This is a genomic window from Mesonia sp. K7 (genome assembly GCF_003233725.1).
Lineage (GTDB): Bacteria > Bacteroidota > Bacteroidia > Flavobacteriales > Flavobacteriaceae > Mesonia.
The window spans coordinates 141,405-163,183 of the sequence record NZ_QKQV01000004.1 but is presented as its reverse complement, the minus strand read 5'-3'; the positions used below and the strand labels follow the sequence as shown (position 1 = coordinate 163,183).

General features: G+C 35.9%; 21 protein-coding genes. 10 read left to right on the top strand and 11 right to left on the bottom strand.

Features of this window, described 5'->3' with window-relative positions; all coding sequences use genetic code 11:
* Nucleotides 1-91: 91 nt before the first annotated feature.
* Nucleotides 92-1,108, top strand: a complete 1,017-nt coding sequence (locus DNG35_RS04635; RefSeq protein WP_111126583.1) for a type IX secretion system membrane protein PorP/SprF — start codon at nucleotides 92-94, stop codon at nucleotides 1,106-1,108.
* On the opposite strand, the gene murI is transcribed toward DNG35_RS04635, so the two are convergent.
* The 8 genes from murI to DNG35_RS04595 all read right to left on the bottom strand — a co-directional run bounded on the left by murI (nucleotide 1,105) and on the right by DNG35_RS04595 (nucleotide 9,055).
* Complete coding sequence (gene murI / locus DNG35_RS04630; protein WP_111126582.1) at nucleotides 1,105-1,899, bottom strand: glutamate racemase; 795 nt, start codon at nucleotides 1,897-1,899, stop codon at nucleotides 1,105-1,107. The two genes, DNG35_RS04635 and murI, sit on opposite strands and share 4 nt — an antisense overlap.
* 78 nt (nucleotides 1,900-1,977) lie before the next feature.
* A complete protein-coding gene (locus DNG35_RS04625; protein WP_111126581.1) occupies nucleotides 1,978-2,493 on the bottom strand; it encodes an OmpH family outer membrane protein in 516 nt (171 codons plus the stop codon).
* Nucleotides 2,494-2,535: 42 nt separating this feature from the next.
* Nucleotides 2,536-3,330: an OmpH family outer membrane protein gene (locus tag DNG35_RS04620; protein ID WP_111126580.1), complete on the bottom strand. Its 795-nt coding sequence runs from the start codon at nucleotides 3,328-3,330 to the stop codon at nucleotides 2,536-2,538.
* 31 nt (nucleotides 3,331-3,361) lie between these two features.
* The gene (locus DNG35_RS04615) at nucleotides 3,362-5,941 is read right to left on the bottom strand and encodes an outer membrane protein assembly factor (RefSeq protein ID WP_111126579.1); all 2,580 of its coding nucleotides are present in this window, start codon (nucleotides 5,939-5,941) and stop codon (nucleotides 3,362-3,364) included.
* A 7-nt stretch (nucleotides 5,942-5,948) separates the two neighbouring features.
* Nucleotides 5,949-6,689 (bottom strand): isoprenyl transferase, encoded by a 741-nt coding sequence (locus DNG35_RS04610; RefSeq protein ID WP_111126578.1) that lies wholly within the window; start codon nucleotides 6,687-6,689, stop codon nucleotides 5,949-5,951.
* A complete protein-coding gene (locus tag DNG35_RS04605) occupies nucleotides 6,689-7,384 on the bottom strand; it encodes a DUF6089 family protein (RefSeq protein ID WP_111126577.1) in 696 nt (231 codons plus the stop codon). The genes DNG35_RS04610 and DNG35_RS04605 overlap by 1 nt, the downstream gene beginning before the upstream one ends.
* Before the next feature lie 93 nt (nucleotides 7,385-7,477).
* Nucleotides 7,478-8,371, bottom strand: a complete 894-nt coding sequence (locus tag DNG35_RS04600; RefSeq protein WP_111126576.1) for an NAD kinase — start codon at nucleotides 8,369-8,371, stop codon at nucleotides 7,478-7,480.
* Nucleotides 8,372-8,395: 24 nt separating this feature from the next.
* Nucleotides 8,396-9,055: a CBS domain-containing protein gene (locus tag DNG35_RS04595; RefSeq protein ID WP_111126575.1), complete on the bottom strand. Its 660-nt coding sequence runs from the start codon at nucleotides 9,053-9,055 to the stop codon at nucleotides 8,396-8,398.
* Between the two features lie 84 nt (nucleotides 9,056-9,139).
* Here DNG35_RS04595 and DNG35_RS04590 point away from each other — a divergent pair, with 84 nt between their 5' ends.
* The 9 genes from DNG35_RS04590 (at nucleotide 9,140) to DNG35_RS04550 (ending at nucleotide 19,130) form a co-directional block, all read left to right on the top strand.
* Nucleotides 9,140-9,853 carry a pyridoxine 5'-phosphate synthase gene (locus DNG35_RS04590; protein WP_111126574.1) on the top strand — a complete coding sequence of 238 codons (714 nt, stop codon included), beginning with the start codon at nucleotides 9,140-9,142 and terminating at the stop codon, nucleotides 9,851-9,853.
* A 3-nt stretch (nucleotides 9,854-9,856) separates the two neighbouring features.
* A complete protein-coding gene (locus DNG35_RS04585) occupies nucleotides 9,857-10,624 on the top strand; it encodes an alpha/beta fold hydrolase (protein ID WP_111126573.1) in 768 nt (255 codons plus the stop codon).
* Nucleotides 10,625-10,725: 101 nt separating this feature from the next.
* Nucleotides 10,726-11,982, top strand: a complete 1,257-nt coding sequence (locus DNG35_RS04580) for an OmpP1/FadL family transporter (protein WP_111126572.1) — start codon at nucleotides 10,726-10,728, stop codon at nucleotides 11,980-11,982.
* A 5-nt stretch (nucleotides 11,983-11,987) separates the two neighbouring features.
* Entirely contained in the window at nucleotides 11,988-13,616 is a 1,629-nt protein-coding gene (locus DNG35_RS04575) for a G-D-S-L family lipolytic protein (protein WP_111126645.1), read from the top strand.
* Nucleotides 13,617-13,694: 78 nt separating this feature from the next.
* Nucleotides 13,695-14,030, top strand: coding sequence for a phage holin family protein (locus DNG35_RS04570; RefSeq protein WP_111126571.1), 336 nt, complete (start codon nucleotides 13,695-13,697; stop codon nucleotides 14,028-14,030).
* 78 nt (nucleotides 14,031-14,108) lie between these two features.
* Nucleotides 14,109-15,431, top strand: a complete 1,323-nt coding sequence (tig, locus tag DNG35_RS04565) for a trigger factor (RefSeq protein WP_111126570.1) — start codon at nucleotides 14,109-14,111, stop codon at nucleotides 15,429-15,431.
* A gap of 88 nt (nucleotides 15,432-15,519) precedes the next feature.
* Nucleotides 15,520-16,209: an ATP-dependent Clp endopeptidase proteolytic subunit ClpP gene (clpP, locus tag DNG35_RS04560; RefSeq protein WP_111126569.1), complete on the top strand. Its 690-nt coding sequence runs from the start codon at nucleotides 15,520-15,522 to the stop codon at nucleotides 16,207-16,209.
* 3 nt (nucleotides 16,210-16,212) lie between these two features.
* Nucleotides 16,213-17,451 carry an ATP-dependent Clp protease ATP-binding subunit ClpX gene (clpX, locus tag DNG35_RS04555; RefSeq protein WP_111126568.1) on the top strand — a complete coding sequence of 413 codons (1,239 nt, stop codon included), beginning with the start codon at nucleotides 16,213-16,215 and terminating at the stop codon, nucleotides 17,449-17,451.
* A 74-nt stretch (nucleotides 17,452-17,525) separates the two neighbouring features.
* Nucleotides 17,526-19,130 carry a DUF4139 domain-containing protein gene (locus DNG35_RS04550; protein ID WP_111126567.1) on the top strand — a complete coding sequence of 535 codons (1,605 nt, stop codon included), beginning with the start codon at nucleotides 17,526-17,528 and terminating at the stop codon, nucleotides 19,128-19,130.
* Between the two features lie 187 nt (nucleotides 19,131-19,317).
* On the opposite strand, the gene groL is transcribed toward DNG35_RS04550, so the two are convergent.
* From groL to secG, 3 genes are all read right to left on the bottom strand, one after another.
* Complete coding sequence (gene groL, locus DNG35_RS04545; protein ID WP_111126566.1) at nucleotides 19,318-20,958, bottom strand: chaperonin GroEL; 1,641 nt, start codon at nucleotides 20,956-20,958, stop codon at nucleotides 19,318-19,320.
* A gap of 54 nt (nucleotides 20,959-21,012) precedes the next feature.
* Nucleotides 21,013-21,288: a co-chaperone GroES gene (gene groES, locus DNG35_RS04540; protein WP_111126565.1), complete on the bottom strand. Its 276-nt coding sequence runs from the start codon at nucleotides 21,286-21,288 to the stop codon at nucleotides 21,013-21,015.
* Between the two features lie 143 nt (nucleotides 21,289-21,431).
* Entirely contained in the window at nucleotides 21,432-21,770 is a 339-nt protein-coding gene (gene secG / locus DNG35_RS04535; RefSeq protein ID WP_111126564.1) for a preprotein translocase subunit SecG, read from the bottom strand.
* Nucleotides 21,771-21,779: the final 9 nt, after the last annotated feature.

Below are 21,779 nucleotides of genomic sequence, written 5' to 3'. Positions count from 1 at the left end.
AAATCTTAAGAAAATGCTAAAGTCTATAAAAGTAGCTAAAGACTTATTTTTCTTAATTTTTTATTTTGGCGCCTTAACAACATAAAAAAACATGAGATATTTAAAACCCTACTTACTTCTTATACTTTTCAGTTTACCTATTATATCGTTTTCACAAGAGAGAGGAGTCCCAGTTTATTATGACTATCTTACCGATAATTATTACCTTATTCACCCATCGATGGCTGGAGCAGGTATCAATAATAAGATTAGACTTACAGCTCGTCGACAGTGGTTTGATATAGAAGATGCTCCTTCTTTAGAAACCCTAACGATAAACGGAAGAATAGGAGAGTCTAATATTGGTGTTGGTGCGATTATTTATAATGATAACAATGGTAGGTTTTCTCAACAAGGCGCGATGGCAACATTTGCCTATCACTTGCTGCTTTCTAGAGATAGGGTAGACCTCAACCAGTTGTCTTTTGGTTTAAATGTGGGCGTGGTACAAGAAGGTCTTGATGAAAGTGACTTGATTGGAGGTACAAATCCTAATGATCCAATTATTACAGGAGGAAATAATAGTGAGTCTGTATTTAATGTGGACTTTGGTATGTCTTACTTCTTTCTAGATTTTTACGCACACTTTACAGCAAAAAATATTGTTCCTACACCACGTAGAATTTTTACTGAGTTAGAATCTGAAAACCAAAGACAATATTTACTTTCGTTAGGCTATGTTTTTTCTCAGTATAACTCTGATTGGAGTTTTGAACCTTCAATTATGTTCCAAACAAAAGAAGAAACAGGGGAATCTGCAATCGATGGTAACTTTAAAGTGTATAGAGAATTAGATTTTGGTCAAATTTGGGGTGGTTTATCTTATAGAAGAAGCCTTGATGGTGCAGAATTTACGGAAGATGGTTTAGGAACTATTGAAAGCCAAAAGTTACAGCATTTTTCACCTTTTGTAGGGATTAACTTCAACAAGTTTATGTTTGCTTATACCTACACGCATCAAGTAAATGCTTTGATTTTATCAAATGGTTTTCACCAAATCACCTTAGGTTACAATTTTGGTGGATCTAAAGAACCATATCATTGTAATTGTCCAGCTATCAACTACTAAAAATCTAAGTAGCTAATACGGTATTTCTGAAGATTTTTGTTGTCTAACAAAAGTTCTAAAACTTCAATATCTTTGTTGGTGTAGAGTGTTGGTTTTTCAGTTAAGGAATGATCACTTAAAAGATTTTTGCTTTCTAAAACCGCTTTTGTTTGTTTTGCGACAGCTTCACCGGAATCTATAATGCTTACATTATCGGGTAATATTCTTTTTATCTGTGGAATAATGTACGGGTAATGACTGCAACCTAGAACAAGGTAATCAATTTGGTTTTCAATAAAGGGTTTTAAGAGTTTTTCTAGCAAGCTTATCATCTTTTGGCTGTGTAGATCACCGTTTTCAATTAAAGGTACTAAACCTTCTCCTACAACCTCTATGATTTTAGTGTTTTGAACAAACACTTTAGAGGTTTCCGAAAAAAGTTCGCTAGAGAGAGTTCCTTTAGTAGCGAGTATTCCAATAATGTTATTGGTAGATTTTAAGGCTGCAGGTTTGATCGCAGGCTCAATTCCTATAAAGGGAACGGTATAATTTGCCCGTAAAACCTTTATTGCGTTGGTGGTAGCTGTATTGCAAGCAACGACAATTATTTTAGCTCCTTTTTCTAGCAGGAATTCTGTGTTTTTGATAGAAAGATCGATAATCTCTTGTTGAGAACGAGAACCATAAGGCGCATTTTTGCTATCTGCCAAATAAATAATTTTTTCATTGGGGAGTAATTTGTATACTTCTTTTAAGATAGAAGTGCCGCCAACTCCAGAGTCAAACATTCCTATGGGATTATCTTTTTGCATGGTTTTAAAATAAGCTTAAAAATAAAAAAGCACCTCTAAAAATAGAAGTGCTTTATAAAGTTTTTATGATTAAAAAAATTAGTTGATGCCTAATTCTTTCTGCACATCCTTTAGAAGATCGTAACCATCTGCTAAAAGAACTCCTCCTGCACCGATTGTAGAATCTAACACATAATCGTAACCTTTAGCTCTTGCTACTTTATGAATAGCTTCTCTTGCTTTTTCGTAGATAGGCTTTAAAAGCTCATTTTCTTTTTTCTGTAACTCTTTTTGAGCATTTTGCTGAAATTGAACTATTTTTTCTTGTGTAGCTTGTAACTCTTGAGCCCTTGCCGCATTTTCTTGATCGGTCTTTGTTGGAGCCTCTTGTTGGTAGCGTTGGTTTTTACTTTGAGCCTCTTTCAATAAATCATCGATATCTGCTCTGTAGGTGTTTTCTATTTTTTCTAATTCGCTCATAGCAGATTTATAAGTAGGCATAGATTCAATCAAATCTTGTGTTGCGATATGGGCAACTTTGGTTTGTGCGCTAGAAATACCATACGAACCTAATACTAATGTTAATGCTATTAATAAAGTTTTAAACTGTTTCATTTTTCTTGTTGTTATTTGTAATTATTGAATTTTTATTATTGATTATCTATTATTATTTCGGGCTTGTTCTATACTGTCTCTGCGCCTTTGTCTGTCTTCTAAAAGCTTACGTCGTCTTTCTTCGTACTCTGCTTGCCTTGCTTGGCGTATGGAGTCTCTCATGCGCTGGCGTTCGTTGAGCATTTCATTTCTTTCGTCTTCTCTTTCTTGTCTTTCTTGTTGGCGTTGTGCTTCTTCTTGGTTATCTTCTCTAGCTTGCTCAACAGATTTATATTTTTCTTCTTCTTGTTCTTTTATCTCATTTTTACTCAATCTAGCATTTCGACCAATCATTGTTAAGACTTGGTCACTTATATCGTGACGATCGGCAGAAAAAAGCATTAAGGCATTCGATGAATTTTCGAAAATATAATCATATTCTCTTTTTAAACCTATTTCTTGTATTGCATTAAAAACTTGATCCTGTACAGGTTGTACCAGTTGTCTTTTGCTAACAATTAAAGAGCCTTGGGGTCCAAACTTTTCTTGTTGATAATCGAGCATCTTTTTTTCTTCAAAGGCAATTTCTTCTTCACGTTCTTCAATAAGTTCTTTGGTTAACAAAGGTCGTTCGTTTTCCAAAGTTTGTTTCATATCATCAATCTTATTTCGCATAACCTCAATTTCAGATTTCCACTTTTGGGCTTTTGCGTCAAGTTGTGTACTTGCTTGCTGATATTCTGGCACATTTTTTAAAATATAATCCATATCAACATAAGCGATTTTAAGACCTCTTTGTGCATAAGAGGTTGTACTTAGTGCAAAAATTGCGAAAAGAAATAAAATACTTTTTTTCATCTTGTTGTGTATTAGAAAATATCGTGCCAAATTAAAACTGTTGACCGATAATAAAATGTGTTTCCCATCCGTTGGCACCACTCTCTGTTCCAGGAATTGGGTCAAATCCATATCCAAAATCAATTCCTAACATTCCGAATGCCGGCATAAATATACGTAATCCTAGTCCGGCAGAACGATTTAATAAAAACGGATTATACTCTCTAAAGCTGTCATAACTTGCGCCACCTTCAGCAAAGGCAAGTGTGAAAATGGATGCTTGAGGCTTTAATGTAATAGGGTATCTCAATTCTAAAGAGAATTTATTATATATAGGTGCTCCATACGAAGAATTTTCTGTTATAGTACCAGTTCTAGAGGCAGGATATACAGATTGGTTAGGATAACCTCTCAGTCTAATATTTTCTCTGCCATCTAAAGAATATCCCCCTAAACCATCTCCTCCTAAGAAAAACCTTTCAAAAGGAGGGATGCCTCTATCTTGGTTGTAAGCGCCTAAATATCCCAATTCGATTCCAGTTCTTAAAACTAATTTTGCAAAAAGATTATTGTACCAATTAGCATTAAATTTTACTTTATAATACTCTAACCATTTATACTTTTCTTGATCAATGGCAGCGTAATTAGGAGAGCCGTTTACATTTTGAAATTCTTCTTGGTTTTCTAAGTTAGCGTAATCTACTCCATTGAATGCTGAATATGGAGGTGTTAGTTTTGCTGTTATTCCAAAGCTTGACCCACCCATGGGAAAAATAGGATTGGTGTAGGTGTTATCTCTAGTTAATCCTAAAGTAAGTGCGAAGTTTCTTGCGGAACCATTTTCAAATCTAAATAAACGTGCAACTTGAAAATTATTTAAATCATAATATTGAAAACTCAATGCAGCTGAAGCTGTAAAGAAATCATCGGGTATGGTTAATCGTTTTGCTAAACCTATAGAACCTCCGATGATATTAAAATTTTGGGAACGATCGACATCTCTATTTACGAAATCAAATTGAAATTGTTTGCTATATGAAAAAGAGGTACTTAATCTAATAGGTTTTTTGCCACCAAGCCAAGGTTCTGAAAAAGACAGACTGTAAGTTTGGTAAAAAGTTGCAGCTTGTGCTTGTAATGATAAAGTCTGCCCATCGCCCATAGGTAATGGCTTGTAAGCATCTTTATCAAAAATTCCTTTTATAGAAAAATTATTGAAAGATAACCCCAAAGTGCCTACAAAGCCACCGCCACCATAACCGCCTTGTAATTGTATTTGACTAGCTCCAGCTTCTTCTACGTGATAATTTAAATCTACGGTTGCGTCTGCTGGGTTTACATTAAAGTCTGGACTTAGTTTTTCTGCATTAAAAAAACCAGTAGCTCCTAATTCTCTTACCGTTCTAACTACATCTTGTTTACTGTAGATCTGACCTGGTTTTGTTCTTAAATTACGATAAATCACATGGTCGTTGGTCTTGTCGTTTCCAGTAACCGTAATTTTATCAAAATAGGCCAATTTACCTTCGTAAATTCTTATTTCAAAATCGATAGTATCGTTATAAACCTTGGTTTCAACTGGATTGATTTGAGCAAACAAATAACCATTGTTTTGGTATAAATTGGTGATATCGTTAGCTTCCGGATTTTCAATGTCCGCAATTTTCTTATCTAAAAGAGTACCGTTGTATGTGTCGCCTTTAGCAATTCCTAAAACTCTACGAAGTTGTTGGTCTGTATAAACCGTATTCCCTAAAAAAGAGATGTTTCCAAAATAATATTTGTCTCCCTCTTCTAAATTTATAGCTAATTCAACGGCTTTGTCATTTTTTACAGTCATGGTGTCAGCAACTATTCTTGCATCCCGATAACCTTTAGATTTATATTTTTCGATGAGTTTCTGTTTGCCAGCTTCGTAATCTTCTTCAATAAATTTTGATCTTTTCCAAAAGCGTAGAAAATTTCTTCTTTTAGTTTTAAACTGCCTTCTTACTTTTGCGTCAGAAAACACCTCATTGCCTTCTATATTAAAATTAGCAATTTTTACTTTGTCTTTTTTATCTACATTTACAATAAACTCTACTTTTTTTCCTTCATCAGAAGAAATAGTGTCTGCAGGTATATCTTTAGTAGTTATCGTAGCTTCTGCAAAGAGGTGTCCTTTTTTTGCAAGGTCTTTCTCTATCTTATTTTCAGTAGTTGTGATGAGGTTTTCGGTAATCTTAGTTCCGGTTTTGAGCTCATAATCTTTAAGAAATTTTTCTTTTTTTGATTTGCGATTTTTTATCCCAACTAAAGTAATTTTTCCTATCGTAGGCAACTCTTTTATTTCTATTTCTAAATTGGCAACCGTACCTTGTATACCTACCACGTATATGTTTACATCAGAGAAAAGTTCTAAGTCCCATAACTTTTTAATGACATTACTTAATCTATCACCTGGAATATAAATACTTTGTCCGGTTTTTAATCCTGTATAGGCAATGACTGTACTTTCGTTATAATTTGTGGTTCCTGTAACTGTAATTTTACCAATGGTATATTTTTGACCATTACCCAAAGCGATATCTTGGGCTTCTACTAGCTGTGTGCTAAATATGATAAGTAATAAGGTGATTAGCTTTTTTATCATCGATAGGTTAATTGATCTGCTCACTTGTTTTTCCAAATCTACGTTCTCTGTTTTGGTAATTGATAACTGCTTTTAATAAATCTTCTTTGGTGAAATCTGGCCACAGTACTTCCGTGAAATATAATTCCGCGTAAGCGATTTGCCATAATAAAAAATTGCTGATGCGTTCTTCACCACTTGTTCTGATAAGTAAATCTACATCAGGAATGTCTGAGGTGTATAAATGCTCATCTATAGTTTGTTCTGTAATCTTGCTGCCGTTTAATTCTCCAGACGTCGTCTTTTCGACTATTTTTCTTACGGCAGAAACGATCTCTTCTCTAGAGCCGTAACTTAAAGCTACGGTTAAGGTCATGTGTTTGTTGTCTTTTGTATCTTTGATAGCTTCGAGAAGTTCTTTTTTTGGTTTCTCAGGAAGCAAATCTAAATTGCCGATGGCGTTAAGCCTAATGTCATTTTTCTGAAAAGACTCGATCTCTTTTTTTAAGGATTTCACAAGTAATCTCATCAAGGTATTGACTTCGTACTTTGGGCGATTCCAGTTTTCTGTTGAAAAAGCAAATAAAGTTAGATTTTTGATGCCTATTTCCCTACATATTTCTACGGTCTCTCTTACAGAATTTTCACCTTGTTCATGACCTTTTGTCCGGATTAAACCTTGTTTTTTTGCCCACCGACCATTCCCATCCATAATAATGGCAATGTGTTGCGGCAATTTATCTTTATTTATTTGGTTTTTTAAATCCATTAAAAATTACAATAACAAGGTTTTCTTCCGAAGGAATAGGTAACCGTAATGCCGGCAAACATATACCAATCATTGGTGTTCTGATTTCCGAAATGAGGATAAACTTCTCCGCCATCAAATTCTTCGGGGGTGCTTCCGTCAAAATTATCGGTAAACATATACCTCGCTCCCAATTCTACCCCAAAAATCCATTGAGTGTCTAAAGTAGCTTTAACGCCAATAACCATAGGAATTGCAGCGACTACTTTGCTATCATTCGTTATGATGGTATTGGTACGATTGCTTAGGTATTTATCGTCGGTAAAAACTCCGGTTAAACCAGTGTATAAATACGGAGTAAGTTGCTTTTTGAAATGATGTAAATTCCATTCCCAGAAAGTGTACTCTAGACCTAAAGAAACTTCTGTAATTTGATTTTCAAATGCTAAATCCCTTTCAATTCTTCTGTTGTCACTACTGTTTGCATCAGAAGCATCGATCGTAGTGTGTAAAACAGATAGCCTAAAGGAGTGTCTATTAGAACGATTCCATTTAAATAAACCACCAACTACTAAATTTTCTGGGTTAACATATTGTGTAGAACCAATATCACCAATATAATTAGAACCTCCGATGTAAGGTCCTATTTCATAGGTTTGTCCTTGCGATATGTTGACGTAAAGTAGCATTATAAAAATGGCTATAAAATGTCTCATAATTTTCTAAAGTTTGCAAATATATGAATTAAGTTATCGAATACTTAATTTACATTCGTTTTCTACTTATTAGTTAACAAATTATAGCTGTATTTATTGTTTTTTATTTCTTTTATCTTCGCCCCATAAGAGCTTTTTTCTTAGTGTTTTCACAAAACTTTCTTGCTCTAAAGAGACAAGGCCAATTGTAAAATCTGCTTTTTTAAGTGTCATTGTAGTTTCGTTATTTAGCGAGGTAAGTCTAGAGTCTAACGATACCAAAAACTCATCCTCTCTTCCCGAAACTTTTAATGTGAGTTCTGTATCATCAGGAATTACTAATGGTCTCGCATTAAGATTATGTGGAGCAATAGGTGTAATGACCAGCGATTTTGTCTCTGGCGTAATGATTGGTCCACCGCAACTTAAAGAATAACCCGTAGAACCAGTTGGTGTTGCCACAATCAAACCATCTGCCCAATAACCGTTGAGGTATTTTCCATCTAACCAAGCATCTATGGTAATCATCGAAGTGGTATTTTTTCTGCTGATAGCAATCTCGTTTAAAGCAAAATTCATATCAGAAAGACTTTGGTTTTTTGGAGTTGTTGCAATGCTTAGTAATTCTCTTCGGGAAATGGTGTAATTTTTTTCGCTTAAAGCTTTGAGCATCGATTTGATCTCGTCTTTTTGTATTGTGGCTAAAAAGCCCAATCGTCCGGTATTGATACCAACAATAGGGACTTTGGTGTCTCTCACATAGTTAATGCATTTTAAAATCGTACCATCGCCACCAATACTAAAGAAGTAGCTGTACGAATTATCGATTTTAGTAAACGTATCGAATTGAGGGTATTTTTTATTGATTTCTTCTGTTTCGTTGATGATTTTCAGGAAATTTTCTTCGATATGCACTTCTACATCTTGTGCTTCTAACTCATCCAACAGCTCTTGAATGTATTTTCCTGAATCTTCGTGGTAAAACTGACCGTAAATTGCGACTTTCACAAGGCTAGATTTTTTTATGTTGGTTTAAGTGTTGAGGTACTTGTCTAGATACCTCGCACGATCTTTTAGGTTTTTGGTAAACATATCTTCTTGGTGCGAACTGATAATCTGATAACCATACCTTCTAAATGATTGGATTACTTCGTTTACACCACGCGAATTCGTTTTTAGCGTGACTTCAGCCATATCGTTTTCTATCTTGCTGATAAAAGCTCCGATAAGTTTAGAATTAGAAGATTCAACAATTTGTGCAATTTCGCTTAACGAATATTCTTCAAAAGACTTTTGCACCACGATAATCGCTCCGCTTTCCTTTAGAAATGGCGTATCGTTAAACAACGTCATGATATCGTTCAGCTCAAAATAACCAATATATTCTTTGGTTTCCTCATCTATAACGGGCATTAAGTTGGTGTTGTTGTCACTAAAAGTTTTGATCACTTCCAGCCAATTGTCATTGGTGGTAACAAAAAAACACTCGACAGCATATTCGTAATCTTCTATGGTTTTATCACTATCAAAACAACGTACATCATTTTCGAAAATACACCCAACATATTTGCCTTTTTTTTCAATAGGTAAATGACTGTAGGTTAATTCATTAAATAGATTTCTAAAGTGTTTAACAGGCTCTTTAATAGACTGAATTTTGATATCGTTGATAAGAAAATCTGACAATTGCATAATCTTGATTTTAACGCAAATTAATGATTTTAAAAAACATAAAAGAAATTCTACTTTGTATTTTTGTGACTAAAAAGTGTATAAATGACAAAACTAAGCGTAAACATCAATAAAATTGCAACGATTAGAAACGCTCGTGGCGGAAGTATTCCTAACCTTGTTGAGGCTGCAAAAAGGATAGAATCTTTTGGTGCACAAGGCATCACGGTTCATCCGCGACCAGACGAAAGACATATTACTTATCAAGATGTGCGGAATTTACAACCTGTGGTAAAAACCGAATTCAATATCGAAGGAAATCCAACACCTACCTTTATCGATTTGGTTCTAAAAAATAAACCTATGCAGGTAACTTTAGTGCCCGATGCTCCCGACGCCATTACATCTAACGCCGGTTGGGATACCAAAAAGCACAAAGATTTTTTGGTAGAAGTAATTGCTGAATTCAAGAGAAATGGTATTCGCACGTCTATTTTTGTTGATCCAGTTGTTGAAATGGTAGAAGCTGCAAAACATACCGGAACCGATAGGATTGAGTTGTATACTGAAGATTTTGCTTCGGGTTACGAAAAAGGAAATTTAGATACCATCAGGCCTTATATCGCTTCCGCGAAAGTAGCGAATCGGTTAGGTTTAGGCATTAATGCAGGTCACGATTTGTCTTTGAAGAATATCAAATACTTCAAAGAAAATATTCCAAATCTATTGGAGGTTTCCATTGGTCATGCACTAATTTCGGAAGCTTTGTACGATGGTTTGGAAACAGTCGTCAAAAAATATTTACAACTTTTAAAATAAGCGATGAAGTTATACTCAAAAATAATAGGAGAGGGAAAACCATTGTTTATCCTTCACGGATTTCTCGGAATGGGTGACAACTGGAAAACACTCGGGAAGCAGTTTGCAGATGAAGGTTTTCAGGTGCACCTTATCGACCAACGGAATCACGGTAGAAGTCCGCATACCGATGAGTTCAATTACGAATTAATGGCAGAAGATATCAAAGATTATCAGAAAGAACACAACATCGACAAAGCGAGTGTTATTGGTCATTCTATGGGTGGAAAAACGGCGATGAAATTTGCGGTAAATTACCCAAACAGTGTCGAAAAGCTAATTGTTGTGGACATCGCGCCAAAATATTATGCGCCACATCATCAGGCTATTTTAGAAGGCTTGACCGCTTTGCACCGTTCAAATTTAGATTCGCGTGAAGATGCCGATGATATCCTAAAAAACTTTGTCAAAGAAGTTGGAGTAAGACAATTTTTACTGAAAAACCTGTATCGAAAAGATAAAGATACCCTGGCTTTACGGATGAATATTTCGGTGTTGGAAGAGAAAGTAGAGCATGTTGGTCAAGCTATAAATGACAACGAAATCTATAACGGTAACGCCCTTTTTGTAAATGGTGACCAGTCAGATTATATCCGCGAAAGCGATACAGAAACCATTAAAAAGCATTTTCCGAAAAGCAAATTGGTGACCATAAAAGGAGCAGGACATTGGATTCACGCTGAAAAACCTAAAGATTTTTACGAAACGGTGTTGCAATATTTACAAAGTTAAAATTTCCTATGCCTGCATAATAATTTTGCAAATTCCTTTGAAATCTACTTTTTTATGTTTTAATTTGATATGAACAAAAATTAACAAATCACTAAATTAGTATGAAAAAACTCTTTTTTATGATCTCTTTGCTTATGGTTTCGGCCATAACTTATGCGGGAGGTTATCGTGTGAGCACACAAGGACAAAGGGCTTTAGCGATGGGCCACGCCGGAGTTGCTGTCGTAAATAGTGCCGAATTAGCATTTTTTAACCCTGCGGGTTTAATACACTTAGAGAATAAAATAAATGTTTCGGTAGGAGCAACAGCAGTCATGGCAAATGCCAAATGGCAAAACACTTCTACAGGGCAATTTGCTGAAACAGATGGTATTTTAAAAACCCCTTTTTATATTGGGTTTTCTTATAAGTTAAACGAAAAATTAGCTTTAGGTTTAAGTGTTACTACACCTTACGGAAGTACAGTAAAGTGGCCAACCGATTGGGCTGGTTCGCACTTGGTTAATGAGATTGAACTTTCAGCTGTATTTATCCAACCTTTGGTTTCATACAAAATCAACGACTTAATTAGTTTGGGTGCTGGGCCAATTTATGCGACCGGGAGTGTGACTTTTAATAGAAATTTGAACAGAACACTTACCGATGAAGAAGGAAACCGTTCTAATGTAGATTTAGAAGCGAAAGGTGCTAATGGTTTTGGTTGGTCTGCCAGTGCGATGATTACACCGATGGAAAAACTAAAAATCGGAATCAATTACCGATCAGAAATTACCATGAAAGCTGAAGATGGGGATGCTACATTTAGAAATGTACCGAATTCTCCTTTGGCGCCGGTAGAAAACGGAACTGTTGGGTTTACGGCAGAACTGCCAATGCCAGCAGAGCTAAGTATAGGTTTTTCTTATGAATTTATGGATAAATGGCTAGTTGCTGTAGATTACAACAGAAACTTTTGGAGTGCTTACGAGAGTCTAGATATCGATTTTGCTCCAGAAGACTATCCAGATTCCTCTAACCCAAGAAACTATGAAGACTCTTCTATCTACAGATTAGGTTTACAATACCAAGCGATGGATAAATTATTCTTAAGAGCAGGTTATTATTTCGATCAGTCGCCTGTTCAATCAGGTTATTATGCTCCAGAAACTCCAAGAAACGATTCTCAAGGTTATACAGGAGGTTTTACGTATCAAATCAACCAAAAATTTGCAGTTGATGCAGCATTTACCTACTTACATTTTAAAGAAATTACCGAATCTTATGATTATTACCAAGAAAACGGACAAAATGTGCCTTTCGAAGGAACTTATAAAAGTAATGCAGTGTTAGTTGGTTTAGGTGTAACTTATAAATTATAATGAAAATGAAATTAAGACATATATCATATATCGCAATTGCAGCCATAGGTTTTGCGTCTTGCGAACCAGAATTTGATAACCCGGTAGAAGATGGTGGTTATTTTGACCAAGGTTCTGCAGATTTTACAACCTATGTTGCTTTAGGAAACTCACTAACTGCTGGTTATGCTGATGGTGCATTGTATATTCGAGGGCAAGAAAATTCGTTTCCAAATATCTTAGCGCAACAGTTTATGCAAGTTGGAGGCGGAGAATTTACCCAACCCTTGATGAATGATAACCTAGGTGGATTGTTACTGGGAGGAAATCAAATCGCAGCTCCTCGACTAAAATTAACTCTTGTTGAGGGCTCACCATCACCAGTGCCAGTTGATGGCACACCAACAACAGAGGTGACCAATACGTTAAGTGGAGGCTTTAATAACATGGGCGTTCCAGGAGCAAAATCTTTTCATTTATTAGCTCCAGGTTATGGAAACGTTGCAGGAGTTCAAACAGGTCAAGCCAACCCTTATTTTGTGAGATTTAGAAGTGCAGAAAACACTACAGTTTTAGAAGACGCAGTAGCACAGAATCCTACTTTCTTTAGTTTATGGATAGGAAATAATGATGTGTTGAGTTATGCTACTTCAGGCGGAATTGGAGTAGACCAGACAGGTAATTTCGATCCTTCTACCTACGGGCCAAACGATATCACAGACCCAAATGTTTTTGGTGGTGCATATACGCAAATTGTTGACGGTATGATTTCTGCAGGAGCTTCTTCTGGTGTGGTTTTAAACATTCCTGACGTAGCTTCAACCGCTTTTTTTAACACAGTGCCAACACAACCTATTTCTCCAGCAGACTTAGAAGGTCAGTTAGCAACCCTTAATGGAACTTATGCGCAACTCAACCAGGCTTTTGCATTTTTAGGAGTTCCGGAAAGATCGATTCAGTTTTCAGAGTCTGGGCCAAGTGGTTTGGTGGTAAAAGATGAGTCCTTGCCAGATATGTCAGCTCAATTAACAGCAGTGTTGACAGGAGCAGGAGTTCCTCCAGCACAAGCGCAAATTTTTGGGCAACAATACGGTCAGGCAAGACAAACCATTTACGAACCAGAATTGGTGACACCAAGTGATACCAGTGATGATGCGGATAGAACTGATTATGAAGATTTAATTTTATTGACTACATCATCTGTGATTGGTGTAGTAAATGAAGATCGAGTGGCAACTTTAGTTGGTATGGGAGTACCGCAAGCAGAGGCAGCTCAATTATCGATCAATGGGATTACTTATCCTTTAGAAGATCAATACGTGCTTATAAAAGCTGAGCAAGATGAGGTTGCCGCAGCGACAACAGCATACAATCAAACCATTAAAGCGATAACAGACGCAAACAATTTAGCGTTTGTAGATGCCAATGCGTTATTAGATCAGTTGGCAAATGGAGGTTTAAGTTTAGAAGATGGTACTTTTCTTACAAGCGAATTTGCTACAGGTGGGGCATTTTCTTTAGATGGAATCCATCTTACACCAAGAGGTTATGCATTTATTGCCAATGAAATTATCAAAGCTATCGAGCTAAAATATGAGGCTGAAATTCCGAATGTAAATGTTGGACAGTACAGTGAAGGCCCAGCACTTTATTGATAGAAAATAGTTAATTATTTTAAAAAGGTATTCTCGAAAGAGGATACCTTTTTTATCTTTATAAAAACACTATCAATTATGCGACTTATTTTAAAACTTTTGCTCACGGCAGTTATCGTGGTTTTCTTAGCCTATTTTCTGCCTGGTGTAACGACAGATGGTTATTTAGATGCGATTATTTTGGCGATTATTTTAGGTATTCTCAACCTTATACTCAGACCAATTATTGTGTTGTTAACCTTGCCCATCACCATTCTAACCTTAGGTTTGTTTCTTTTGGTCATCAATGCTTTTATTGTTCTCATTGCAGATTCGCTTTTAAGCGGATTTGATGTCGATGGCTTTTGGTGGGCACTTATTTTTAGTTTGTTGCTGACCATTTTACAATCGATTGTCAATTCGATTTTAGACTAAAGTATAATTCTTCTAAAAAATTGGTTGTTAGTTAAATAAATTGTAGTTTTGCACTCCAATTTTTTAGAAGAAAAGTCTATGAATATTACGAGAGAAAACATCGATGAATTAAATGCGGTTGTAAAAGTAGAAATCAGTAAAGATGACTACAACCCAAAAGTAGAGCAAGTATTAAAAAATTATAAGAAAACGGCAAATATTCCTGGCTTTAGAAAAGGTCATGTACCCATGGGTTTTATCAAAAAGCAATACGGTCAAGCTGTTTTGGTAGATGAGGTAAACAAATTATTGCAAGAAACCTTAAATAAATTTATCAACGAAGAGAAAATTGAACTTCTCGGAAATCCACTTCCTAAAGACCAACCAGATTTTAATTGGGATAAAGATGACTATACTTTTGAGTTTGAATTAGGTTTGTCTCCAAAATTTGACGTTGAAGTAAATACCAAAAAACCGATTACCCATTACAAAATTGTGGCGGATGATAAAATGATTGACAACCAGATCAAAACCATCCAAAAGCAATACGGAAAAATCCAAACTAAAAATGAAGTAGAAGAAGGTGTAAACGTTACTGGGATTTTTACAAACCAAGAAGAAAATATAGATAACGATGCTACCTTTTCGTTAGATAAAATAAAAGGAAAAAGAAATGTCAACAAATTAATAGGGGCAAAAGTAGGTGATAAACTTACTTTTTCGACCAAAAATTTGTTTGAAGACGATCACGATTTGATGCACTTTTTAAAAGTAGATCACGATAAAGCGCACGATTTAGAAATCGATGTTGATTTTGAAATTACAGAAATCAGTGAACAAATTCCTGCCGATTTAGACCAAGAGTTGTTCGATAAGCTTTTCGGAAAAGATAACGTAAAAACCGTTACAGAGTTAAAAGAAAAGATAAAAGAAGACGCAGAAAAGCAGTTTGTACAGCAAAGCGATCAACAATTGTTAAACGACGTTACCGAGCGTTTAATTGAAGATACAAAGTTTGATTTGCCAGATGAATTTTTACAAAGATGGATTCAAGTAAGCGGCGAAAAAGAACTTTCTGCTGAAGAAGCTAAAGAAGAGTACGAAAAGAGCGAAAAGGGTTTGCGTTTTCAGTTGATCGAAGGAAAATTGATTCAAGAGAACAAAATGCAAGTTACTTTTGATGAAATCAAAGATATGACCAAAGACCGTATCAAAATGCAAATGGCACAATTTGGGCAAACGAATCCTTCCGATAAAGATTTAGAAGATATTACGGCAAGAGTTCTGTCTAACCAAGAGGAAGTGCGTAAAATCTCAGAGCAAGTGATGAACCAAAAGTTGTTGGATTTTTACAAAGAAAACGCCAACTTAAAAACCAAGGAAGTTACTTACGAAAATTTTGTTAAAGAAGTATACCAATAGACTTCTAACTAAGATAATATAAGTATATTTAAGGCGTTAATCAGAAAAGGTTAACGCTTTTTATTTAAACATTAATAGCGATTAGAATATGAAAGATATAGGTAAAGAATTTGAAAAATTTGCCATCAAAGACCAAGGGATCAATGGTAATTACTACTCAAAAATAGTATCGAGTATGATGCCCGTTGGCTTAACCCCAAATATTATTGAAGAGCGTAAACTCAATGTTATCGCCATGGATGTTTTCTCACGTCTGATGTTAGACAGAATCATCTTTTTGGGTACAGGCATCAACGACCAAGTGGCTAATATTGTACAAGCGCAAATGCTTTTTTTAGAAAGTGCCGATGCTGGTAAAGACATTCAAATTTATATCAATTCACCAGGAGGAAGTGTATATGCAGGTCTCGGAATTTACGACACCATGCAATTTATCAAACCAGACGTAGCAACCATTTGTACCGGTATTGCCGCTTCTATGGCTGCAGTTTTATTATGCGCAGGAGCGCACGGAAAACGTAGTGGCTTGCCGCATTCTAGAGTGATGATTCACCAACCTTTAGGAGGTGTTCAAGGTCAAGCGAGTGATATCGAAATTACAGCAAGAGAAATTCTTACTTTAAAAGAGGAATTATACCAAATTATTTCAAAACACAGTGGTCAGTCTTACGATAAAGTTTATAGCGATAGTGATCGTGATTACTGGATGAAAGCTGATAAAGCAAAAGAATATGGTATGATAGATGAGATTTTAACCAGAAATGAAGTAAAAAAATAATTTATGGCAAAAGACGATTTAGTATGTTCGTTTTGTGGTCGCAAAAAGCCGGAGACTAATCTGTTAATTGCAGGATTAGATGCGCATATTTGTGATCGTTGTATCGAACAAGCTCACGGTATTGTGATTGAAGAATCGAAGCAAGAAGGAGCAATAGAGCTTAAATCTGAATTTAAACTAAAAAAGCCCAAAGCAATAAAAGATTTCTTAGACCAGTATGTGATTGGTCAAGAATATACCAAAAAAGTACTATCAGTAGCTGTTTATAACCACTATAAAAGGTTATTGCAAACCAAAGATGATGAGCAAGACGATATCGAAATTCAGAAAAGTAACATCATTTTGGTAGGTCAAACCGGAACAGGAAAAACATTGCTGGCAAAAACCATTGCAAAAATGCTAAATGTTCCGTTGGCAATTGTCGATGCTACCGTACTTACTGAAGCAGGCTATGTAGGTGAAGATGTAGAAAGTATTTTGACTCGCCTATTACAAGCGGCAGATTACAATGTCGATAAAGCACAGCAAGGCATTGTTTTTATCGATGAGATCGATAAAATTGCCCGAAAGAGCGACAACCCTTCTATTACAAGGGATGTAAGTGGTGAAGGTGTACAGCAAGCCTTATTGAAACTATTGGAAGGAACGACTGTAAATGTTCCACCAAAAGGAGGAAGAAAGCATCCCGACCAAAAATTTGTCGAGGTAAATACCGAAAACATTTTATTTATCGCTGGTGGAGCTTTCGATGGAATTGAAAAAGCGATTGCAAAACGGCTCAACTTTCAAGCGGTAGGTTATAGTGCTTCTAAAATTGAAGACGATTACGAAAAGGATAATATTTTAAAATATATCATCCCAAAAGATTTAAAAGACTTTGGGTTAATACCAGAAATTATCGGTCGCCTGCCTGTTTTAAGTTACCTCAATCCATTGGATTCGAAGACTCTAAGGGCTATTCTAACAGAACCTAAAAACTCATTGGTCAAACAATACACCAAGCTTTTTGCGATGGATGACATTGAGTTTTCTATTACCGAAGGAGCCTTAGAATACATTGTAGAAAAAGCCATCGAGTACAAATTGGGAGCAAGGGGTTTACGCTCATTGTGTGAGGCGATTCTTACAGATGCGATGTTCGAAATGCCAGACAGTGGCGAAAAAGAGCTCAAAATAACAAAAGCATACGCTGAAAAAGCACTCAATAAAGTAGAAATAAAAAAATTAAAAGCGGTTTCCTAAGAGCCGCTTTTTTTTGCTTGTTTCTTTTTGGCTTTGTTTTTGTTTAGTAAAATAAAAACAAAACCATTTTAATAATGAGAACAAAATTTTTACTCTTTTTACTTTCCCCATTTTTTATTTTTGCGAACGAGATTTCTCCTAACTTCAAGATTAAAGAAGTGACCGTTTTTCTAAAAGGAGCACAGATTTCTGGTGTTTCGGAAGTCTCACTTCCGCAAGGTGTTTCTTTGGTGAAAATTAGCGGATTGTCACCAGAAATAGATCCAAACAGTATTCAGATAAGCGGTTTGAATGATGTTACCATCAATTCCATAAAATTTGAAATTAACTACCTAGAGAAGAAAATCAACCAAGCCGAATATGATAAAATAGAAAAAATTTACTTAGAAAGAAACAGAGCTTTGGCCATGTTCCGTAATAAAGTTACTGCTTTGCGCGAAGAAGAATCTTTATTGAAAGAAAACAAAAAAGTAAATAACGAACATGAAAATGTAACGATAGAACAACTTAACGCTTACGCGGAATATTACAGAAGGCGAATTGCTGAAATACAAAACGAAATTTACGATCTCAATCAAGAAATCAATGAGTTGAGTCAGGAAGTAAATGATATTACCCAGGAGTTTAATAAACTTAAGAACGAGAGAAACGAGCGTCGTGGCGAAATTTTCTTGACCTTAGATGCAGAGAGAAATAGTAATCTCAATCTCGAAATCAGTTATAATGTGAGAAACGCGGGTTGGTATCCAACTTACGATATCAAAACCGATAATACGAACCAACCGCTTTCATTTCATTACAAAGCCAATGTTTTTCAAAACACAGGAAACGATTGGGAAAATGTCTCGGTAACACTCTCTACCGGAAACCCAAATCTCAACAGCCAAAAACCAGATTTAACGCCTCTATACTTAAATTTTATACAATACTATAGTTATGGTTATATGAATGGTAGTGTAGAGCAAGCTTTACAAGGGAAAGTTGCAGGTGTTAGATTAGAAGCTGATGATGCTGGGGAAATGAGAGAGGAAGCTGTGGTAAGACAACCCGAAGTTACCAAAGCCGATAATATGACGCATAAGCTATTTAACATCACAAAAAAATACAGTATATATTCGTCTAAAGAAAACACAAGTATTACCATAGATGAGTTTAACATTGCAGCCGATTACGAATATTTTTCGGCACCCGTGTTACAACAGAAAGTGTATTTAACCGCAAAACTAGAAGAGTGGGAAAACTTCGATTTGTTGCCAGGGGAAGCCAAAATTTACTTCAACGGAAATTACGCTGGTAAAACTTTTATCGATCCGTTTAGTGTAGAAGAAGATTTTGTGGTTTCGTTAGGCGAAGATCCGAGTTTGGTTGTCGAACGTGAAGAAGTCAACGATCTCAAAGATAAATCCTTCTTCGGAAATACCAGAATCGTTAATAAAACCTATAAGCTTACGCTGAAAAATAATAAGAATATTCCTGTGGAAGTCACGATGGTCGATAGAGTTCCGATTTCTCAAAACAAAGAAATAGAAGTAGACGATGTAGAAGTAGGTAATGCAGATTATAAAAAAGACACCGGCATTCTCACCTGGAAAGTGAACCTATCTGCTAACGGAAAACAAGAAAGACAGTTCTCCTATGTGGTAAAATTCCCGAAAGACAAAAAGATTAACTTGAATTAAACGTCATTGCGAGAAAAAGCAGTCTTTCAAAATGAGATAACTTCGCTCATGACATTCACTTGTTATGACGTAATGGTCATTAAAAGCGAAGCGAAATAATTTTTTTTTCAGAAAGGTACTGACATCATAAAGCATAAAAAAATCCGCTGTAAAAGCGGATTTTTTATTTTATAAAGTGCTTGAGTGATTACATCATTCCTGGCATTCCGCCACCCATTCCAGCTGGCATTCCACCTCCACCTTTTTCTTCTTCAGGAAGATCGATTAAGGCACATTCTGTCGTTAAAATCATACCCGAAACTGAAGCTGCATTTTCTAAAGCTACTCTAGTTACTTTTTTCGGATCGATAATTCCTGCTTTTAGCATATCTACATACTGCTCGGTTTTGGCATCGTAGCCAAAGTCTTTTTTACCTTCCAAGACTTTATTGATGACTACAGAACCTTCACCACCAGCATTTTCTACGATGGTTCTTAGCGGAGATTCGATCGCTTTATTAACAATCTGGATACCTGTTTCTTCGTCGTTGTTTTCACCTTTTAGCTTTGCTAAAACAGCTTTTGCACGTACTAGGGCAACACCACCGCCGGCAACAATACCTTCTTCTACGGCAGCTCTTGTTGCATGTAAAGCATCATCAACGCGGTCTTTCTTTTCTTTCATTTCCACTTCAGAAGCAGCACCTACATAAAGAACAGCCACACCACCAGAAAGTTTAGCCAAACGCTCTTGTAATTTTTCTTTGTCGTAATCTGAAGTTGTACTTTCGATTTGAGCTTTAATCTGATTGATTCTAGCCTTGATGTCTTTATCGTTTCCAGCACCGTTTACAATCGTGGTATTGTCTTTATCGATAGATACTTTTTCTGCGGTACCCAACATATCGATGCTTGCGTTTTCTAAAGTAAAACCTCTTTCCTCAGAAATTACGGTTCCGTTAGTTAAGATAGCAATATCTTCTAACATTGCTTTTCTACGGTCACCAAAACCAGGTGCTTTTACCGCAGCAATTTTAAGAGAACCTCTCAATTTGTTAACGACCAAAGTAGCTAAAGCTTCTCCATCTACATCTTCAGCGATAATCAATAATGGTTTACCACTTTGTGCTACTGGTTCTAATACCGGCATCAAATCTTTCATGGTAGAAATCTTCTTATCGTAGATCAAGATGTATGGATTGTCTAAGTCGGTAGTCATCTTTTCACTATCGGTCACAAAATAAGGTGATAAATAACCTCTGTCAAACTGCATCCCTTCTACAACTTCCACGTAAGTGTCTGTTCCTTTTGCTTCTTCTACCGTAATTACCCCTTCTTTACCAACTTTGCTAAATGCTTGAGCGATTAAATCACCAATCACGTCATCGTTGTTGGCAGAAATAGAAGCAACTTGTTTGATTTGCTCAGAAGAACTTCCTACTTCTTTGGTTTGTTTTGCTAAATCTTTAGTAATAGCTTCTACGGCTTTGTCGATACCTCTCTTTAAATCCATTGGGTTGGCACCAGCAGCTACGTTTTTCAATCCTTCAGAAACAATAGCTTGCGCTAAAACAGTTGCGGTGGTAGTTCCGTCACCAGCCAAGTCGTTGGTTTTTGAGGCGACTTCTTTTACCATTTGTGCTCCCATGTTTTCAAGGGCATCTTTTAATTCTATTTCTTTTGCAACACTTACACCATCTTTAGTGACTACGGGTGCACCAAAAGATTTGCTGATGATAACGTTACGGCCTTTTGGGCCTAAAGTTACTTTTACTGCATTAGCTAAAGCATCAACACCTTTTTTGATGCCATTTCTTGCTTGTGTGTCAAATTTTATATCTTTTGCCATAATGATTTTTATTTTTTATGTTTTTTAGAAATGATTTTAAATGAAAAAAAGGACTTATAAAATCCCTAAAATTTCATCTTCTCTCATAATTAAATAATCTTTTCCATCTAGTTTTAATTCGGTTCCCGAAAATTTTCCGTAAAGAACGGCGTCTCCTTTTTTAACCGTCATTTCGTGGTCTTTTTTTCCTTTTCCTACTGCAACTACATTACCTTGTTGAGGTTTTTCTTTTGCTGAATCTGGAATATAAATTCCTGAAGCGGTTTGGGTTTCGGCCGCTACTGGCTCTACCAGTACTCTATCGGCTAATGGTTTAAATTTTAATGCCATTGGTTATAAATATTTTAAATGATTAATTTTTATTTTACTCGCTTATATTCGAAAAGTATGCCAAGCCAGTTTTTACTGTCAGAATAAAAAAAATGCCATCAAGTGGTGACAAGATGGCATTTGTATAAGGATAAAACCGTTTCTTAATTCTCGTTGTTGCTTTCAGGAACAAGTTGGTTGTCAGTAGCATTGGTTGCAGGAGTAGAAGTTTCTACATCACTTTTCATAATTCTGGATTCTTGAGAGTCTCCACTTCCAAAAATGACCACGTTTGATAATAGGACTAAAGCGATAAGCACGGTTGCCAATACCCAAGTACTACGGTCTAAGAAGTCTGTGGTGTTTTTTACACCTCCTAATTGCTGTGTACCTCCACCACCAAAAGAAGATGACAATCCGCCACCTTTTGGGTTTTGCACCATAATTACAACCACCAATAAAAAGGCTACTAAAACGATTGCTATTAAAAATACTGTAAACATATTGTTGAT

What these genes read in the sequence shown, in the direction of transcription:
- DNG35_RS04605 (WP_111126577.1), bottom strand. Translation starts at nt 7,384, where the DNA reads ATGAGACATTTTATAGCCATTTTTATAATGCTACTTTACGTCAACATA.
- secG (WP_111126564.1), bottom strand. Translation starts at nt 21,770, where the DNA reads ATGTTTACAGTATTTTTAATAGCAATCGTTTTAGTAGCCTTTTTATTG.
- clpP (WP_111126569.1), top strand. Translation starts at nt 15,520, where the DNA reads ATGAAAGATATAGGTAAAGAATTTGAAAAATTTGCCATCAAAGACCAA.
- murI (WP_111126582.1), bottom strand. Translation starts at nt 1,899, where the DNA reads ATGCAAAAAGATAATCCCATAGGAATGTTTGACTCTGGAGTTGGCGGC.
- DNG35_RS04590 (WP_111126574.1), top strand. Translation starts at nt 9,140, where the DNA reads ATGACAAAACTAAGCGTAAACATCAATAAAATTGCAACGATTAGAAAC.
- DNG35_RS04625 (WP_111126581.1), bottom strand. Translation starts at nt 2,493, where the DNA reads ATGAAACAGTTTAAAACTTTATTAATAGCATTAACATTAGTATTAGGT.
- DNG35_RS04635 (WP_111126583.1), top strand. Translation starts at nt 92, where the DNA reads ATGAGATATTTAAAACCCTACTTACTTCTTATACTTTTCAGTTTACCT.
- DNG35_RS04575 (WP_111126645.1), top strand. Translation starts at nt 11,988, where the DNA reads ATGAAATTAAGACATATATCATATATCGCAATTGCAGCCATAGGTTTT.
- groES (WP_111126565.1), bottom strand. Translation starts at nt 21,288, where the DNA reads ATGGCATTAAAATTTAAACCATTAGCCGATAGAGTACTGGTAGAGCCA.
- DNG35_RS04570 (WP_111126571.1), top strand. Translation starts at nt 13,695, where the DNA reads ATGCGACTTATTTTAAAACTTTTGCTCACGGCAGTTATCGTGGTTTTC.
- DNG35_RS04580 (WP_111126572.1), top strand. Translation starts at nt 10,726, where the DNA reads ATGAAAAAACTCTTTTTTATGATCTCTTTGCTTATGGTTTCGGCCATA.
- DNG35_RS04550 (WP_111126567.1), top strand. Translation starts at nt 17,526, where the DNA reads ATGAGAACAAAATTTTTACTCTTTTTACTTTCCCCATTTTTTATTTTT.
- tig (WP_111126570.1), top strand. Translation starts at nt 14,109, where the DNA reads ATGAATATTACGAGAGAAAACATCGATGAATTAAATGCGGTTGTAAAA.
- DNG35_RS04615 (WP_111126579.1), bottom strand. Translation starts at nt 5,941, where the DNA reads ATGATAAAAAAGCTAATCACCTTATTACTTATCATATTTAGCACACAG.
- DNG35_RS04610 (WP_111126578.1), bottom strand. Translation starts at nt 6,689, where the DNA reads ATGGATTTAAAAAACCAAATAAATAAAGATAAATTGCCGCAACACATT.
- groL (WP_111126566.1), bottom strand. Translation starts at nt 20,958, where the DNA reads ATGGCAAAAGATATAAAATTTGACACACAAGCAAGAAATGGCATCAAA.
- clpX (WP_111126568.1), top strand. Translation starts at nt 16,213, where the DNA reads ATGGCAAAAGACGATTTAGTATGTTCGTTTTGTGGTCGCAAAAAGCCG.
- DNG35_RS04620 (WP_111126580.1), bottom strand. Translation starts at nt 3,330, where the DNA reads ATGAAAAAAAGTATTTTATTTCTTTTCGCAATTTTTGCACTAAGTACA.
- DNG35_RS04595 (WP_111126575.1), bottom strand. Translation starts at nt 9,055, where the DNA reads ATGCAATTGTCAGATTTTCTTATCAACGATATCAAAATTCAGTCTATT.
- DNG35_RS04585 (WP_111126573.1), top strand. Translation starts at nt 9,857, where the DNA reads ATGAAGTTATACTCAAAAATAATAGGAGAGGGAAAACCATTGTTTATC.